Source organism: Streptomyces sp. NBC_00670 (assembly GCF_036226765.1).
GTDB lineage: Bacteria > Actinomycetota > Actinomycetes > Streptomycetales > Streptomycetaceae > Streptomyces.
In genome coordinates, this window is record NZ_CP109017.1 from 1,083,467 (window position 1) to 1,099,466 (window position 16,000).

14 protein-coding genes are annotated in these 16,000 nt (G+C 74.0%); 8 read left to right on the forward strand and 6 right to left on the reverse strand.

Annotation, left to right across the window (positions count from 1 at the left end; all coding sequences use genetic code 11):
• Positions 1 to 172 precede the first annotated feature (172 nt).
• Together OIE12_RS04725 and OIE12_RS04730 are read left to right on the forward strand one after the other, a co-directional pair.
• Positions 173 to 556, forward strand: a complete 384-nt coding sequence (locus OIE12_RS04725) for a DUF779 domain-containing protein (RefSeq protein ID WP_329132037.1) — start codon at positions 173 to 175, stop codon at positions 554 to 556.
• A 150-nt stretch (positions 557 to 706) separates the two neighbouring features.
• A complete protein-coding gene (locus OIE12_RS04730) occupies positions 707 to 1,957 on the forward strand; it encodes a phosphodiester glycosidase family protein (RefSeq protein ID WP_329132039.1) in 1,251 nt (416 codons plus the stop codon).
• Positions 1,958 to 2,089: 132 nt separating this feature from the next.
• On the opposite strand, the gene OIE12_RS04735 is transcribed toward OIE12_RS04730, so the two are convergent.
• The 4 genes from OIE12_RS04735 to OIE12_RS04750 form a co-directional block, all read right to left on the reverse strand.
• On the reverse strand, positions 2,090 to 2,284 hold the full coding sequence (locus tag OIE12_RS04735; protein ID WP_329132041.1) for a hypothetical protein: 195 nt from the start codon (positions 2,282 to 2,284) through the stop codon (positions 2,090 to 2,092).
• Positions 2,285 to 2,405: 121 nt separating this feature from the next.
• A complete protein-coding gene (locus tag OIE12_RS04740; protein ID WP_329132043.1) occupies positions 2,406 to 3,506 on the reverse strand; it encodes an acyl-CoA dehydrogenase family protein in 1,101 nt (366 codons plus the stop codon).
• Positions 3,503 to 4,744 carry an acyl-CoA dehydrogenase family protein gene (locus OIE12_RS04745; RefSeq protein ID WP_329132045.1) on the reverse strand — a complete coding sequence of 414 codons (1,242 nt, stop codon included), beginning with the start codon at positions 4,742 to 4,744 and terminating at the stop codon, positions 3,503 to 3,505. Before OIE12_RS04745 ends, OIE12_RS04740 begins: the two co-directional genes overlap by 4 nt.
• Positions 4,741 to 5,718, reverse strand: coding sequence for an NADPH:quinone oxidoreductase family protein (locus OIE12_RS04750; RefSeq protein WP_329132047.1), 978 nt, complete (start codon positions 5,716 to 5,718; stop codon positions 4,741 to 4,743). Before OIE12_RS04750 ends, OIE12_RS04745 begins: the two co-directional genes overlap by 4 nt.
• A 325-nt stretch (positions 5,719 to 6,043) precedes the next feature.
• Here OIE12_RS04750 and OIE12_RS04755 point away from each other — a divergent pair, with 325 nt between their 5' ends.
• Entirely contained in the window at positions 6,044 to 8,809 is a 2,766-nt protein-coding gene (locus OIE12_RS04755) for an ADP-ribosylglycohydrolase family protein (RefSeq protein WP_329132049.1), read from the forward strand.
• A gap of 97 nt (positions 8,810 to 8,906) precedes the next feature.
• On the opposite strand, the gene OIE12_RS04760 is transcribed toward OIE12_RS04755, so the two are convergent.
• Positions 8,907 to 9,530 carry a helix-turn-helix domain-containing protein gene (locus tag OIE12_RS04760; RefSeq protein WP_329132051.1) on the reverse strand — a complete coding sequence of 208 codons (624 nt, stop codon included), beginning with the start codon at positions 9,528 to 9,530 and terminating at the stop codon, positions 8,907 to 8,909.
• Between the two features lie 76 nt (positions 9,531 to 9,606).
• Here OIE12_RS04760 and OIE12_RS04765 point away from each other — a divergent pair, with 76 nt between their 5' ends.
• The 5 genes from OIE12_RS04765 to OIE12_RS04785 all read left to right on the forward strand — a co-directional run bounded on the left by OIE12_RS04765 (position 9,607) and on the right by OIE12_RS04785 (position 14,464).
• A complete protein-coding gene (locus tag OIE12_RS04765; protein WP_329132053.1) occupies positions 9,607 to 10,626 on the forward strand; it encodes an NAD(P)/FAD-dependent oxidoreductase in 1,020 nt (339 codons plus the stop codon).
• Between the two features lie 29 nt (positions 10,627 to 10,655).
• Positions 10,656 to 12,194 (forward strand): ATP-dependent DNA ligase, encoded by a 1,539-nt coding sequence (locus OIE12_RS04770; RefSeq protein WP_329132055.1) that lies wholly within the window; start codon positions 10,656 to 10,658, stop codon positions 12,192 to 12,194.
• Complete coding sequence (locus tag OIE12_RS04775; protein ID WP_329132057.1) at positions 12,191 to 12,700, forward strand: NUDIX domain-containing protein; 510 nt, start codon at positions 12,191 to 12,193, stop codon at positions 12,698 to 12,700. Before OIE12_RS04770 ends, OIE12_RS04775 begins: the two co-directional genes overlap by 4 nt.
• 113 nt (positions 12,701 to 12,813) lie before the next feature.
• Complete coding sequence (locus tag OIE12_RS04780; RefSeq protein ID WP_329132059.1) at positions 12,814 to 14,199, forward strand: NADP-dependent succinic semialdehyde dehydrogenase; 1,386 nt, start codon at positions 12,814 to 12,816, stop codon at positions 14,197 to 14,199.
• A gap of 25 nt (positions 14,200 to 14,224) precedes the next feature.
• A complete protein-coding gene (locus OIE12_RS04785) occupies positions 14,225 to 14,464 on the forward strand; it encodes a DUF6213 family protein (RefSeq protein ID WP_329132061.1) in 240 nt (79 codons plus the stop codon).
• Between the two features lie 128 nt (positions 14,465 to 14,592).
• Here OIE12_RS04785 and OIE12_RS04790 read toward each other — a convergent pair whose 3' ends face one another.
• Positions 14,593 to 15,819, reverse strand: a complete 1,227-nt coding sequence (locus tag OIE12_RS04790) for an acyl-CoA dehydrogenase family protein (protein ID WP_329132063.1) — start codon at positions 15,817 to 15,819, stop codon at positions 14,593 to 14,595.
• Positions 15,820 to 16,000 lie beyond the last annotated feature (181 nt).

Below are 16,000 nucleotides of genomic sequence, written 5' to 3' on the forward strand. Positions count from 1 at the left end.
TACCCGCGAGGGCCGGTTGGCCCACTCGGATGGCGGGCGGTGAGTTTTTCGCCATCGGGCCCGTCACAGGGCACCCTCGATGGGGCTCTGCCCCGGCCCCCCGTGCAACCCCCCTGCAACCTGGCGTGCCGTTCAATCGGCAGTTCACGTGCCGGACGGCGGGAGGCAGGGGATGGGTGAGGGAGAGCGCGACGCCCGCGAGGTCGTCGTAGCGCGCGTGGCGTTGACGGACGCCGCCGCCGACCTCGTACGGCGGCTTCGCGCGGCGCACGGGCCGCTCATGTTCCACCAGTCGGGCGGCTGCTGCGACGGCAGCGCCCCCATGTGCTACCCCGACGGCGAATTCCGTACCGGCGGCTCCGACGTGCTGCTCGCCGAGCTGGAGGTCGACGGGGTCGGCGAACCCGTCGGGTTCTGGATGTCCCGCAGCCAGTACGAGGTGTGGGCGCACACCCGGCTGATCGTGGACGTCGTACCCGGACGCGGCAGCGGATTCTCCCTGGAGGCACCCGAAGGAGTGCGTTTTCTGATCCGTTCCCGCGTCGTCGACGCATAGCAGCCGTCCGCGTCACCACCGTCTGGTGGACTGCCCCTCGCACTCCCGGCTCATTCCTGTGATGAGCGGGTGAGTTGATGATGCGTCAGCTCGACTCCGAAAAGCTGACGGTCAGACAGCCAGGCAGCCACCGGTCCCCAGGGGGTACTCGTGACGCGTTACCGGCACTTCCGTCCCAGAACCCGGCTCACCACCCTTCTCGCCCAGCTCTCCGTCCTCGGCACGCTGGCCGGTGCCGCCCTCGCGGGCGCCTCGCCCGCCGCCGCCGGACAGCGCGCCGTCGACATCTCGCCCGGCGTCACCTACCGGGACTACGACCTCGCCGCCGCCCACGGCACGACCCACGTCCACCTTCTCACCGTCGACCTGAGCGATCCGCACGTACGTGTGGATCTGCTGTATCCGGGTGCCGTCGCCGCCCGCGCCACCGTCTCCCGGATGGCCGCCTCCGCCGGCGCGGTCGCCGGGGTCAACGGTGACTTCTTCGACATCAGCGAGGCCCAGCACCCCGGCGTGGAGGTGACCGGCGCCCCGGTCGGCCCGGCGGTCGCGGGCGGCCGTGCGCTGAAGGCGGCGGTGCCGCGCGGCCAGCGCTTCGGCCCGGCGCTGCCTGCCTCGGGCAGCACCGAGGACGTGCTCGGCGTCGGCACCGACGGCGTCGCCCGGCTGGACCGGCTGTCCCTGACCGGAACGGTACGGACGGCGGCCGACGGGTCCCTGCCGCTGCGCGGGCTCAACCAGTACGCGCTGCCCGAGGGCTCGGTCGGCGCGTACACCGCCGACTGGGGCGGCGTCTCGCGGCGCCGGGCGGTGTGCGGCACCGACACCGAGCGCGGGGCGCCGTGCGGTACGGACACCTACGAGGTGACGGTGCGCGGTGGGCGGGTCGTCTCGGCCGCCGACTCCCCCGGCTCGGGGACCGTCGCCGACGGTGCGACCGTGCTGGTCGGGCGCGAGGCGGGCGCCCAGTGGCTGCGGAAGCTCGCCGTCGGCGAGCAGGTCACGGTGGAGCAGCGGCTGGTCGCCAAGACGGCGGGGGTGTCGTACCGCTTCGCGGTGGGGGGTGCGGTGCTGCGGCGGGGCGGGAAGGCCGTGCCGGGGCTGGACGACTCGGTGTCGACGGTTCGTACGGCGCTGGGGGTCGCCGATGGGGGGCGGCGGTTGCTGTTGCTCGCGCTGGACGGTGGGGCGGCGTACCGGTCGGGGTTGACGGTGGCCGAAGTGGGGGCGGAGTTGGGGCGGTTGGGGGCGGGGGATGTCGTCGGGGTGGATGGTGGGGGGTCCACGACGTTGGTTGCGCGGGGAGCGGGGGGTGCGTCCGTGAGTGTGCGGAACCATCCCTCCGGGGGTGGGGAGAGGGCGGTTGCCAACGGGGTGGGGGTGTTTGCCGTCGGGGGGTGAGCCCTCCTCCGGGGGGCGTCCGCGGGACTTTTTCGCCCCCGCCGCCCCTTCCCGGTCCCACCCCCGGGGGCTGCGCCCCCGGACCCCCCTACGGAGCTTCGCTCCGTTTTGCGCAGTTCCCCGCGCCCCTGCTCACGGACGCAGACTGCTCACGATGTCCGCCGTCGCCAGCAGGCCGTTGTGGATTGTGGGCGCCATGCTGCTGCTGGCCAGGAGGAAGCCCAGCAGGGCGCAGACCAGGGCATGCGAGACCTTCAGGCCGCCGTTGCGGAGGAAGATCACCGCAAGGATGGTCAGCAGCAGTACGAGCGAGATGGAAATGGCCATGGTCAACCTCCTCCGCCACGTCCGCTTCGCGGCGTTCGGCCGCAAGTGTGGCGTAGCGGAGGGTTCGTCCGGGCGGCTGACGTGTCCTCCGAACGAGTGGTGTCACGGCCGTGCGTGGCTCCTACGCCGGTGCGCGCAGGTCCACCAGTCCCGCCAGCCGTTCGCGGTGGGCGCCCGCCGTGCCGTACGCCAGCGAGTCGGCCTTGGCCCGCTTCAGGTAGAGGTGGGCCGGGTGCTCCCAGGTCATGCCGATCCCGCCGTGCAGTTGGACGGCCTCCTCCGCGGCGTGCACGGCGACCCCGGCGGCGTACGCCTGGGCGACGGTGACCGCGAGGTCGCGCTCCTCGCTGCCGGTGGCGAGCGCGTCGGCGGCGTTGCGGGCGGCGGCGCGCAGATTGACGATCTCCAGCCACAGCTGGGCCAGCCGGTGCTTGAGCGCCTGGAAGCCGCCGACCGGGCGGTTGAACTGCTTGCGGTCCTTCAGATGGCGGACCGTCTCCGTCAGGCACCAGTCGGCGAGGCCCAGTTGTTCGGAGGCGAGCAGTCCGGCGCCGGCCCGCAGCCCGCGGCGTACGGCGGGTTCGGCGTCGCCGAGGCGGCGGGCCGGTGCGCCGTCGAGGCGTACGCGGGCCACCGGGCGGGTCAGGTCCAGGGAGAGCTGTGCGGTGACGGTCACGTCGGCGGCGGCCACCGCGTACAGGCCGCCGTCGTCGGCCGGGACGAGGAGGACGTCGGCGGCGGTGGCGTCGGCGACCGCGGTCAGCTCGCCGTGCAGGGTGCCGTTCTCCAGGCGGGCGGTGGGGAAGGGGGCGCCCGGGGCGGTGTGCAGGGCGACGGCGAGCGTTGCGACCGTCGCGCCCGAGGCCAGTTCACCGAGCAGACCGACGGCCGGGTCCCCGGTCCCGCGTTCCAGCAGTGCCTCCGTGGCGACGACGGCGCTCGTCAGGTACGGCACGGGTGCGACCGCGCGGCCCAGTTCCTCCAGGACGACGGCGGCCTCGCGGTGGGTGGCGCCCTGGCCGCCGAGTTCCTCGGGGACGAGGAGTCCGGCGAGGCCCATGCCCTCGGTGAGCGCCTTCCACAGCCGTACGTCGTGCCGGGTCTCCGACTCGGTGCGGGCGAGGACGCCCGCCGGGTCGCAGTGGTCGGTGAGCAGGTCGCGGACGGCGGCGCGCAGCGCCTCTTCCTCCTCGGAGTGGAGCAGGTCGGGCTGTGTGCTCATCGGGCCAGGTCCTTCCAGGCGACGTCCTTGTCGGTGCGCGGCTCGGCGGGCAGGCCGAGGACGCGTTCGGCGACGATGTTCAGCAGCACCTCGCTGGTGCCGCCCTCGATGCTGTTGCCCTTGGCGCGGAGGTAGCGGTAGCCGGCCTCGCGGCCGGTGAAGTCGACGAGTTCGGGCCGGCGCATGGTCCAGTCGTCGTACAACAGGCCCTCCTCGCCGAGTAGTTCGACCTCCAGGCCGCTGATCTCCTGGTTGAGGCGGGCGAAGGCGAGTTTCATGCCGGAGCCCTCGTAGCCGGGCTGGCCGGCGGCGAGCTGCTGGCGCAGGCGTTCGGCGGTGAGGCGGGAGACCTCGGCCTCCACCCACAGTTTCAGCAGCCGCTGGTGCAGGTCGTGGGTGCGCAGTTCGGGGCGTTCGCGCCAGGTGCGGGAGACCGGGCCGATCATGCCGCCCTCGCGGGGCAGCCGCATGCCGCCGATGGAGACGCGCTCGTTCATGAGGGTCGTCTGGGCGACCCGCCAGCCGTCGCCGACGTCGCCGAGCCGGCGGGAGTCGGGGATGCGGACGTCGGTGAGGAAGACCTCGTTGAACTCGGCCTCGCCGGTGATCTGCCGCAACGGGCGGACCTCGACGCCGGGGTCGGTCATGTCGCAGACGAAGTAGGTGATGCCGGCGTGCTTGGGGACGTCGGGGTCGGTGCGGGCGATGAGGATGGCCCAGCGCGCGACGTGGGCGCTGGAGGTCCAGACCTTCTGCCCGTTGACCACCCAGTCTCCCCCGCTCTCGGCTTCGCTCGAGCGGGAGGGGCCCCCATCGCCCCGTACGGCGCGGGTGCCGAGCGCGGCCAGGTCGGAGCCGGCGCCGGGCTCGCTGAAGAGCTGGCACCACACCTCCTCGCCGGTCCACAGCGGGCGCAGGAAGCGCCGCTGCTGTTCGGGCGTGCCGTACCGCAGGATCGTCGGCGCGGCCATGCCGAGGCCGATGCCGATGCGCCGGGGGTCGTTGTCGGGGGCGCCGGCGGCCTCCAACTCGGCGTCCACGACGGCCTGGAGGGAGCGGGGGGCGCCGAGGCCGCCGAGGCCCTCGGGGTAGTGCACCCAGGCCAGGCCCGCGTCGAACCGGGCGCGCAGGAAGTCGAGCCGGTCGGTGCCGGCGGGCGGGTGGGCGGCGAGGAACTCGCGGGTGCGGCGGCGCAGTTCGGGCGCGTCGAGCTTGGCGGGGGCGTCGTGGTCCGTCATGCGGAAGCTCCGTTCTTCACTGCGGGCAGCACGACGATACGGCCCGTGCTGAGGCCGTCGGCGACCCGCTGTACGGCGGCCGAGGCGTCCTGAAGTGCCACCCGCTCGCTGACCAGCGGCTTGATCGCGCCCCGGGCGGCCAGTTCGGTGAGCTGCTCGTGGCAGTGCTGGACCAGCTCGGGGTTCTTGGTGTGGTAGAGGCCCCAGTGCAGGCCGAGGATCGCGTAGTTCTTGACGAGGGCGTGGTTGAGCGGCGGGCTGGGGATGGTGCCGCCGGCGAAGCCGACCACGACGATCCGGCCCTCGAAGGCGGCGAGCTTGGCGGACTGGGCGTAGGCCGTGCCGCCGACCGGGTCGTAGATCACGTCGGCGCCGCGCCCGCCGGTGGCCTCCTTGACGGTGGCGACGACGTCCTCGGTGCGACGGTCGACGACCAGGTCGCAGCCGAGGGTACGGGCGACGGCGGCCTTCTCGGCGCCGCCGACCACGCCGATGACCGTGGCGCCGGCCGCCTTGCCGAGCTGGACGGCGGCGCTGCCGACCCCGCCGGCGGCGGCGTGCACGAGGAGCGTCTCGCCGGCCTCCAGCCGGGCCCTGCGGTGCAGGCCGAACCAGCCGGTCTGGTAGCCGATGTGCAGGGTGGCGGCCTCGGCGTCGTCGAGCGAGTCGGGGGCGGGCAGGAGCGCGGCGGCGTCCGCGAGGGCGTACTCGGCGAAACCGCCGTGCGGGAGGGCGGAGGTGGCGAGGACGCGGCGGCCGTCCTCCGTCTCACCGCAGATCTCCACGCCGGGGGTGAAGGGCAGCGGCGGGCGGACCTGGTACTGGCCGCGGCAGAGGAGGGCGTCGGGGAAGTTGACGTTGGCGGCGCGCACCCTGAGCACGACCTGGCCGTCGCCGGGGGTGGGCGGCTCCACGTCCGCGAGGCGCATGGCCTCGGTCGGTTCGCCGTTCTCGTGCACCTGCCATGCCTGCATGCGCGGCCTCCAGGGGACTGCGTCGTCGGTCCGGGGTCTTGCCGTCTGTACGGTTCTGCCGTCTCTGCTTCCACGGCTCTGCCGTCTCTGCTTCCGCGGCCCTGCCGTCTTCGCATACTAAGCGGTCGCTTGCCGTCAGGGGAACAGGAGCCGCCGGTACGGCACCGACGGGGGCCGGCCTCTCGTACGTCGTCATATGGTCGCATTGACGATAAGGGGGACGCCATGCGAAGCTGGCGGCGCGCCGATCCACGCCGATCAGCGTCAACTCACCGACAAGCACCCCTTTTTCGGCATGCCGCCGCGCCCGACCCACGGAGTTTCCATGCCCCCTGCCGCCACCCGCGCCCCACAGCCTCACCTCAGCCCGCGGGGCACCGACCGGGCCGCGGGCGTCCTGCTCGGCGCGGCCGCGGGGGACGCGCTGGGTGTGCCCTACGAGTTCCGGGCGCGGCTGACCGGCGAGGAGCAGCCGCGGATGATCGGCGGCGGCCTGGGGCCGTACGAGCCCGGCGAGTACTCCGACGACACCCAGATGCAGGTGTGCATCGCCGAGGTCGCGGCCACCGGAGCCGATCTCCGCTCCCCCGAGGCCCTCGACGCGGTCGCGGCGAACTTCCAGCGCTGGCTGCGGGAGGGCGCCAGCGACGTCGGCAACCAGACCAGGGCCGTACTGCACGCCGCCGGGCGTACGTCCGGAGCGGCGGGCGCGGCGATGCGCGAGGCCGCCCGCAGCTTCACCGCCGCCAGGGCGAACAGCGCCGGGAACGGCTCGCTCATGCGGACCGGGATCGTCGCCCTCGCCCACCTCGGGGACGCCGCGGAGATGGCCGAGGCCGCCGTCGCGGTCAGCGGGCTCACCCATCCCGACCCGGACTGCGCCGACGCCTGCGTGCTGTGGTGCTCCGGCATCCGCACGGCCGTGCTGGAGGGCACCTTCGACGGCGTACGGGCCGGCCTGGAGCTGCTGCCCGCCGAGCGCCGGGCGCTGTGGGCCGAGCGGCTGGACGAGGCGGAGGCCCATCCTCCGCACCACTTCTCCCCCAACGGCTGGGTCGTCGCCGCGCTCCAGGCCGCCTGGTCGGCGATCACGCACACCCCCGTTCCCGGGCTGAACCCCGGCGAGGGCGGCTTCCCCGCCCAGCATCTGCGTCTCGCCCTGGAGGCGGCGGTCCGGGCCGGCGACGACACCGACACCGTCGCCGCGATCGCGGGCGCGCTGCTCGGCGCGCGCTGGGGCTGCTCGGGCATCCCGCTGGAATGGCAGCGGGCCGTGAACGGCTGGCCCTCGCTCACCGGCGTCGATCTCGTCCGGCTGGCGGTACGCACCGCCCTGGGCGGGCGGGACGACGGCGCCGGCTGGCCCTCCGCCGCGCGCATGTCCGTCCCGGCGGGCGCACCCCGCGCCTTCGCCGTCCCCCACCCGCACGACTCCGGGGTGGTCCTGGGCAACCTCGCCCTCCTCCAGGGGGCCGAGCCGGTCGACGTCGACGCGGTGGTGTCGCTGTGCCGCATGGGCACGGAGCCGGTCCTGCCGGGCATCGAAGCCGAGCACGTGCGCGTCTGGCTGGTGGACGGCGACGGGCACAACGCCAATCTGCACTACGTCGTGGACCAGGCCGCCCGCGAGGTACTGCGGCTGCGGCAGGCGGGCAAGCGGGTGCTGCTCCACTGCGTCGCCGGGCAGAGCCGTACGCCGGCCGTCGCCGCGGTCTACAGCCATCTGGCGCGCGGCATCGGCGCCGAGGCCGCCCTCTCCGGTCTCCGTGAGGTGCTGCCGCACGGCTGGCAGCTGTCGGCGCACCCCGAACTGCTCGACGCGGTGCACGCGTTGACCTCCGGCTCCACGGGGTCCACCGGATCCGATGGGTCCGCCGGGTCCGCCGCAGGCGGGCAGCCGGACGGCGTCGCTCCCGAGCAGGTGGCGCTCGTGCTGGACGACGGCCCGGAGCAGCGGCCGACGGAGCCGCAGCGGTCCGGGACGTTCCTGGAGGAGAAGGGCGCGGTGTCCCGGGTGCGCGGCCTGCTGCTCGGCCTTGCGCTGGGGGACACACTGGGCGCCGCGAGGGGCAAGCTGCCCGCCGCCGGACCGCTGCGGGCCGGGGTCAGCACCCAGCTGGCCTGCTTCACCGCCGAGGGCACCATTCGCGCATGGGTGCGCGGGCTGCACAAGGGCATCTGCCACCCCCCGTCGGTGGTGGGGCACGCCTACTGCCGCTGGGCCGCACTACAGGGGATCGAGGTCGAGCGGATGCGCGGGCACTGGGCCTCCGGCGGCCGGGTCTGGCCCGACGGCTGGCTCGCCCAGGTGCCCGTACTGGCCGAACGGCGCGGCTCGGCGCCGGCAACCGTGACGGCGTTGTCCGGCATCAAGCGGGGCGACCTGGGGAAGCCGACGGCCAGCCGCGGCTGCCACGCGCTCACCCGTACCCTCCCCATCGCCGTGGTCGGCGTCGCCCACGAGCCGGGGCGGGCGACCGAGCTGGCCCGGCAGACCGCCGCCCTCACCCACGGCGACCGGGCCGCGCAGTCCGCGGCGGCCCATGCGGTCGCCCTGGCCGGCCACTGCCTCACCAGTGCCGCCGATGACGCCCGCGGCTCCGGGCCCGGCACCCGGTCGCAGGTGCGGCAGGCCCTGCGGGACGGCGTCCGGGCGCTTCCCGAGGCCGACCCGGACCTGACGGCCGACGAGCACGACCGGCTCGCCGCGGCGCTCCGGGAGGCCGAGGAGCACCCCGCGGACGCGGGACGGCTCGCGCGGCTCGCGCCGGACCCCACCGCGCCGTCGGCACTGCTCGGCGGGGTGTACGTCGCCGCGTCCTTCCCCGGCCGGGACCAGGTGGACGCCGCGCTGCGCTTCGCCGCCGGGGCACCGGACGGCGACTCCGTCGCCTGTGTGGCCGGTGCGCTGCTCGGCGCGGCCCATGGCGCCGAGGCGCTGCCCGTCGCTCTGGTGAGCCGGCACGAGCTGGCCTGGGTGCTCGACACCCTGGCCCGCGACCTCGTCGCCCAGTTCACCGACTCCCCCAGCGGCAGCGAGTACGTCGGCGGCTGGGACCCGCACTGGTGGGGCCGCTACCCCGGCTGGTGACCCACCGGTCCCGGCACCGGCGCGGCGTCGGGCGTCGCCTCTTCGCCGTGCCGGGCCCGTGCGTGGGGCGCGTGGAGTGCGCGGGGCGCCCGCGGCGTCAGGCGTCGTCCGCGCCCCGCCGCGTCGGCCGGGCCCGTACGTGCATCCGTTCGCCCTGGGGGCCGAACAGGCTCAGGAACTCCACCGGGCCCTCGCCCGTGGAGCCGAACCAGTGCGGCACCCTCGTGTCGAACTCCGCGGCCTCGCCGGGGCCGAGCACGAGGTCGTGCTCGCCGAGCACCAGGCGCAGCCTGCCGGACATGACGTACAGCCACTCGTAGCCCTCGTGGGTGCGCGGATGGGGCTCGCACCCGCGTTGCGGCTCGAGCACCTTGAACGCCTGGAGCCCGCCGGGCTGGCGGGTGAGCGGCCAGTACGTGCGGCCGAATCGCTCGATCGGCTCGCCCCGCACCCGCGGGTCCCCCACCCGGGGCGCGCCCACCAGTTCGTCGAGCGGCACCTGGTGCGCCCGTGCGATCGGCAGCAGCAGCTCCAGGGAGGGTCTGCGCAGCCCGGACTCCAGCCGGGACAGCGTGCTGACCGAGATCCCGGTGGCCTCGGACAGCGCGGCCAGCGTGGCACCCCGCTCCTTGCGGATCCTGCGCAGCCGGGGGCCCACCTCCGCCAGTACCTCGTCGGTGTCGTGGCCCCCGGGCAGGTCGTCCCGCGCATCGTCGTTCATCCCTTCATTGCAGATTCGGCAAGTTCGTTTGTCAATACGGCGAGGGTCGGCGACGCTGCCCGTGGAGGTGGTCACCATGACCGACACGCGAAGCGACACATCCACCGACAGCTACGAAGTCCTCGTCATCGGGGGCGGCGCGGCCGGGCTCTCCGCCGGGCTGGTCCTCGGCCGGGCCCGGCGCCGGACGCTCCTGGTGGACGCGGGCGAGCCGCGCAACGCGCCCGCCGCGCACATGCAGGGCTATCTGTCCCGGGACGGCATGCCGCCGGCCGAGCTCCTGGCCGTGGGCCGCGAGGAGATCGCCCGGTACGGGACGGTGGAGCTGGTCCGGGACCGGGTCGTCGACGTGACCCGGGACGGGGCGGAGGGCTCTCCGCCCGGCTTCACCGCCGCCCTCGCCGGCGGGCGGACCGTCCGCGCCCGGCGGGTGATCGTGGCGACGGGGCTCAAGGACGAGCTGCCGGCCGTGCCCGGTGTCGCCGAGCGCTGGGGCCGGGACGTCATCCACTGCCCGTACTGCCACGGCTGGGAGGTGCGCGACGAGGCGTTCGGCGTGCTGGCGACCTCGCCGATGAGCGTCCACCAGGCGCTGCTGGTCAGCCACTGGTCGAAGGACACCACCCTGTTCCTGCACACCGTCGCGGAGGCGGACCTCTCCGACGACGAGCTGCGCAGACTCGCCGCGGCGGGCGTGCGCGTCGTGCCGGGCGAGGTGGCGGGGCTGGTGGTCGAGGACGACCGGATCACCGGCGTACGGCTGGCCGACGGCACGGTGCACGCCCGGTCCGTCGTCTTCGTCGCGCCCCGCATGGTGCCGCGCACCGGGCTCCTCGAGAAGCTGGGCGCCGAGCTGCGGGAGACCCCGATGGGCTCCTGCCCGGTGGTGGACGAGACGGGGCGTACGACGGTGCCGGGCGTGTGGGCCGCGGGCAACGCCACCCTCTTCGCGCAGCAGGTGATCAATGCGGCGAGCACCGGGTACACGGCGGCCGCCGCCGTCAACGGCGAGCTGGTGTTCGAGGACATCGACGCCCGGATCGGCGTGGAGCACACCGGGGCGACGGGCCCGGACGGGACCGGCGCGGAGGTGTAGACCCCCCGCCCCCGGTGCACCATGGCTGCATGCTGCTGCACCGGCTCGCCCGTGTGTCCCGGGAGGTCGCGGCCACCTCGGCGCGCTCCCGCAAGACCGCCCTGCTCGCCGAGCTGTTCCGGGCGGCCGACCCCGAGGACGTGCCCGTCGTCATCCCGTACCTCGCGGGCCGGCTGCCGCAGGGCCGGCTCGGCATCGGCTGGAAGCTGCTCGGCCGGCCCGTTCCCCCGGCCGCCGAGCCGTCGCTGACCGTGCGCGAGGTGGACGCCCGGCTGACCGCGCTGGGCGCCGTCACCGGCACCGGTTCGCAGGCCGAACGGGGCCGGCTGCTGGGCGAGTTGATGGCGGCGGCCACCGAGGACGAGCAGCGGTTCCTGGTGGGCCTGCTGACCGGCGAGGTGCGGCAGGGGGCTCTGGACGCGCTCGCGGCGGAGGGGCTGGCCGGGGCGACCGGCGCGGCCCCGGCGGACGTACGGCGGGCGGTGATGCTCGCCGGTTCGCTGCAGACGGTGGCGCGGGCGCTGCTCGCGGACGGCCCGTCGGCGCTGGAGGCGTTCCGGCTCACCGTGGGCCGCCCGGTGCTGCCGATGCTCGCGCACACCGCCTCCTCGGTCACCGCGGCGGTGGAGAAGCTGGGCGCCTGCGCGGTGGAGGAGAAGCTGGACGGCATCCGGGTCCAGGTCCACCGGGACGGCGACACGGTGCGTGTGTACACCCGTACACTCGACGACATCACCGAACGGCTGCCCGAAGTCAGCGCGGTGGCGCGCGAGTTGACGCAGGAGCGGTTCGTACTCGACGGGGAGGTGCTGGCGCTGGACGAGGACGGGCGGCCCCGCTCCTTCCAGGAGACCGCGGGCCGAGTGGGCTCCCGGGTGGACGTGGCGCGGGCCGCGGCGGCCGTGCCGGTCTCCCCCGTCTTCTTCGACGTGCTGTCGGTGGACGGCCGCGATCTGCTCGACCTGCCGTTCGCCGACCGGCACGCCGAACTGGCCCGGCTGGTCCCGGAGCCCCTGCGCGTGCGCCGGACGGTGGTGACGGGGCCGGAGGAGAGCGACCGCGCCGAGGCGTTCCTCGCCGCGACGCTGGAGCGCGGACATGAGGGCGTCGTCGTCAAGTCCCTGGACGCCCCCTACAGCGCGGGGCGGCGTGGTGCCTCCTGGCTGAAGGTGAAGCCGGTGCACACCCTCGACCTGGTGGTCCTGGCCGCCGAGTGGGGGCACGGCCGGCGCGCCGGGAAGCTGTCCAACCTGCATCTGGGCGCCCGCGGCGCGGACGGTTCCCTCGTGATGCTCGGCAAGACGTTCAAGGGCCTGACGGACGCGCTGCTCGCCTGGCAGACCGAGCGGCTGCGGGAACTGGCCGTCGAGGAGCACCGCTGGGGCTTCACCGTACGGCCGGAGCTGGTCGTGGAGATCGCGTACGACGGGTTGCAGCGCTCCACCCGTTACCCGGCCGGCGTCACCCTGCGGTTCGCGCGAGTGCTGCGCTACCGGGAGGACAAGCGTCCGGAGGACGCGGACACCGTGGAGACGCTGCTCGCGGCGCACCCGGGGGTGGCGCCATGAGCGGACCGGCACCGCGGCAGGCACCGCCCGCGCGCCCCGGCCGGCGCAGTGCCGGGCTGCTGCTGTTCCGCCGCGCCGTCGGTGGCGGTCTGGAGGTGCTGCTCGGTCACATGGGCGGCCCGTACTACGCCCGCAAGGACGCCGGGGCGTGGACCGTGCCGAAGGGCGAGTACGCGCCCGACGAACCGGCCTGGGAGGCGGCCCGCCGGGAGTTCCGGGAGGAGTTGGGGCTGGCGCCGCCGGACGGCGAGGCGGTGCCGCTGGGCGAGGTGCGGCAGGCGGGCGGCAAGGTCGTCACGGCGTGGGCGGTGGCGGCGGACCTGGACCCGGCGGCCGTCGTACCCGGCACGTTCACCATGGAGTGGCCGCCGCGCTCCGGCCGCCGGCAGGAGTTCCCCGAGCTCGACCGGGTGCGCTGGTTCGGGCTCGACGAGGCCCGGACGGTGATCGTGACGGCGCAGGCCGCGTTTCTCGACCGGCTGGCGGAGCACTCGGACGGGGAGTGAGCCGCCGGGGCCGCGTGCCTGGCGGCCGCCCGACGACGACTGCCGTACCCGCGTTGCGGCGCCCACCGGGGCGCGGGAAGGTCGAGACACAGCCTGCCCAGGAGGTCACTGCCATGCCCCTCGCGACCGTGAATCCGGCGACCGGCGAGACGCTCAGGACGTTCGACGCCCTGGGCGCGGAGGAGGTCGAGCGCAGGCTCGCCGCCGCCGAGGCCGCGTTCCGCACCCACCGCACCACGTCCTTCGCCGAACGCGCCCGGCTGCTCAACGCCGCCGCCGATCTGCTGGAGGCGGACGAGCGGGAGATCGCGGAGGTGATGACCACGGAGATGGGCAAGCCGGTCACCCAGGCCCGCGCCGAGGCCGCCAAGTGCGTGAAGGCGATGCGCTGGTACGCCGACCACGCCGAGGAACTGCTCGCCGACGAGGAGCCGGCCGAGTCGGACGTGAAGGACTCGGGCGCCTCGCGCGGCTTCGTGCGCTACCGGCCGCTCGGCCCGGTGCTGGCGGTGATGCCGTGGAACTTCCCGCTCTGGCAGGTGATCCGGTTCGCCGCGCCCGCGCTGATGGCGGGCAACGTCGGCCTGCTCAAGCACGCCTCGAACGTGCCGCAGACCGCGCTGTACCTGGAGGAGCTGTTCCGGCGGGCGGGATATCCGGAGGGCTGTTTCCAGACGCTGCTGATCGGCTCCAAGGAGGTCGAGGGCGTCCTGCGCGATCCGCGTGTGGTCGCGGCGACGCTGACCGGGAGCGAGCCGGCGGGGCGGTCGGTGGCCTCGATCGCCGGGGACGAGATCAAGAAGACGGTGCTGGAGCTGGGCGGCAGCGACCCGTTCGTCGTGATGCCGTCCGCCGACCTCGACCGGGCGGCGCAGGTCGCGGTGACCGCGCGGGTGCAGAACAACGGGCAGTCGTGCATCGCCGCCAAGCGGTTCATTGTGCACACGGACGTCTACGACGCGTTCGCCGAGCGGTTCACGGCCGGGATGAAGGCGCTGAAGGTGGGCGACCCGATGGACGAGGAGACCCAGGTCGGGCCGGTCTCCTCGGAGCGGGGGCGGGCGGATCTGGAGGAGCTGGTGGCCGACGCCGTCGAGCGCGGTGCCACGGTGCTGTGCGGGGGCGAACGCCCCGACGGGCCGGGCTGGTACTACCCGCCGACCGTGCTGGCCGGCATCACCCCCGAGATGCGGGTGCACCACGAGGAGACGTTCGGCCCGGTGGCCACGCTGTACCGGGCGGCGGACCTCGACGAGGCCGTGGCGATCGCCAACGACTCGCCGTTCGGGCTGAGTTCGAATGTGTGGACCCGTGACGAAGGGGATGTCGACCGGTTCGTACGGGATCTGGAGGCCGGTGCCGTGTATGTCAACGGCATGACGGCCTCGCATCCGGCGTTCCCGTTCGGCGGGGTGAAGCGGTCCGGGTACGGGCGTGAGCTGTCCGGGCACGGAATCCGGGAGTTCTGCAACATCACGACGGTGTGGCAGGGGGCGTGAGGGTTCCGCGGCTACGATCGCTGTCGTGAACCGCGAAGTGACCCTGCCTCTCATCGTCGACGACCGCGGCACGTTGCAGGTGGCGGCGGCCGATGTCAGCAAGCTGCTGCGTGCGGTCGGAGGGCGGTGGTTGCATCTGGTGGAGTCCGGGGAGCGGGGGCTCGACGAGGACACGGTGGCGGCGTTGACCATCGAGCTGGCGAAGCTGGCGGATCGGATCGATGTGGCGTGCATCGCCCATAGCAGCGGGGGGTCGGGGGGCTGAGCGGCGGAGGGGGGCGGGGGTGGGTTTTTTCGCCCCCGCCCCCCTTACCCTTCCCGTCCTGAAGGGGCTCCGCCCCTTTGACCCCGGCACGGGGCTTCGCCCCGTTTCGCGCAGTTCCTCGCGCCCCTTTATCGGATCGGCACGCCCGACAGCGTCCGGGCGATCACCAGGCGCTGGATCTCGCTCGTGCCCTCGAAGATCGTGTAGATCGCGGCGTCGCGGTGCATCCGCTCCACCGGGTACTCGCGGGTGTAGCCGTTGCCGCCGAGGATCTGGACGGCCTGGGCGGTGGCCTTCTTCGCCGTCTCACTCGCGAACAGTTTGGACATCGAGCCCTCGGCCGCCGTGAACCGCTTGCCGTTGACGGCCATCCAGGAGGCGCGCCACACGAGCAGCCGGGCGGCGTCGATGGACGTGCGCATGTCGGCGAGCTGGAAGGCGACGCCCTGGTTGTCGATGATCGGGCGGCCGAACTGCTCGCGGGTCTTGGCGTAGTCGAGGGCGACCTCGTACGCGGCCCGGGCGGTGCCGACCGCCATCGCGCCGACCGCCGGGCGGGACGCCTCGAACGTGGCCATCGCCGCGTTCTTCACCCGCTCGCCCCCTTGCTTCGCCTTCTCCCGGGCCCGGGCGAGCCGCTCGTCGAGCTTCTCCTTGCCGCCGAGCAGGCAGGAGCCGGGGACGCGCACATTGTCGAGGATCACCTCGGCGGTGTGCGAGGCGCGGATGCCGTGCTTCTTGAACTTCTGGCCCTGGGAGCAGCCCGCGGTGCCCGGCGGGATGATGAAGGAGGCGTGGCCCTTGGAGCCCAGCTCGGGGTCGACGGAGGCGACGACGACATGGACGCCCGCGATGCCGCCGTTGGTCGCCCACGTCTTGGTGCCGTTGAGCACCCACTCGTCCTTGGCCTCGTCGTAGACGGCACGGGTGCGCATGGAGGCGACGTCGGAGCCGGCGTCGGGCTCGGAGGAGCAGAACGCGGCGACCTTCACGTCGTTCGCGTCGCCGTACATCTGGGGGATCCAGGTGCCTATCTGCTCCTCGGTGCCGTTGGCGAGGACGCCGACGGCGGCGAGGCCGGTGCCGACGATGGACAGGGCGATGCCCGCGTCGCCCCAGAACAGTTCCTCCATGGCCATGGGGATGCCGAGGCCGGTGGGGTCGAAGTACTGCTGGGCGTAGAAGTCGAGGGAGTAGATGCCGACCTTGGCGGCCTCCTGGATGACCGGCCAGGGGGTCTCCTCGCGCTCGTCCCACTCGGCGGCCGCGGGGCGGATGACGTCGGCGGCGAAGCCGTGCAGCCAGTCCCGGACCTCCCGCTGTTCGTCGCTCAGCTCCATGGTGAACTCGGCCATGTCCCCTCCAGCACTGCGGTAGCCTCTCACTAGCGATGTTACTAGCGGTAACTCGGAGTCTGTTACCGACGAGTAGGAAAAGTCAACTCCCGGCTCCGAACGGGACCCGAACCGGCCCCCGAACCGCCCACGAACCCGCCGCGACCTGCACTCGCGTCGGCAGCCCGTTCGAGGTCGGCAC

Bases quoted from the DNA above. Each gene is read 5' to 3' on its own strand.
- OIE12_RS04740 (WP_329132043.1), bottom strand. From the start codon at position 3,506: ATGAGCACACAGCCCGACCTGCTCCACTCCGAGGAGGAAGAGGCGCTG.
- OIE12_RS04750 (WP_329132047.1), bottom strand. From the start codon at position 5,718: ATGCAGGCATGGCAGGTGCACGAGAACGGCGAACCGACCGAGGCCATG.
- OIE12_RS04770 (WP_329132055.1), top strand. From the start codon at position 10,656: ATGCTGCTGCACCGGCTCGCCCGTGTGTCCCGGGAGGTCGCGGCCACC.
- OIE12_RS04780 (WP_329132059.1), top strand. From the start codon at position 12,814: ATGCCCCTCGCGACCGTGAATCCGGCGACCGGCGAGACGCTCAGGACG.
- OIE12_RS04745 (WP_329132045.1), bottom strand. From the start codon at position 4,744: ATGACGGACCACGACGCCCCCGCCAAGCTCGACGCGCCCGAACTGCGC.
- OIE12_RS04760 (WP_329132051.1), bottom strand. From the start codon at position 9,530: ATGAACGACGATGCGCGGGACGACCTGCCCGGGGGCCACGACACCGAC.
- OIE12_RS04755 (WP_329132049.1), top strand. From the start codon at position 6,044: ATGCCCCCTGCCGCCACCCGCGCCCCACAGCCTCACCTCAGCCCGCGG.
- OIE12_RS04725 (WP_329132037.1), top strand. From the start codon at position 173: ATGGGTGAGGGAGAGCGCGACGCCCGCGAGGTCGTCGTAGCGCGCGTG.
- OIE12_RS04790 (WP_329132063.1), bottom strand. From the start codon at position 15,819: ATGGCCGAGTTCACCATGGAGCTGAGCGACGAACAGCGGGAGGTCCGG.
- OIE12_RS04735 (WP_329132041.1), bottom strand. From the start codon at position 2,284: ATGGCCATTTCCATCTCGCTCGTACTGCTGCTGACCATCCTTGCGGTG.
- OIE12_RS04765 (WP_329132053.1), top strand. From the start codon at position 9,607: ATGACCGACACGCGAAGCGACACATCCACCGACAGCTACGAAGTCCTC.
- OIE12_RS04775 (WP_329132057.1), top strand. From the start codon at position 12,191: ATGAGCGGACCGGCACCGCGGCAGGCACCGCCCGCGCGCCCCGGCCGG.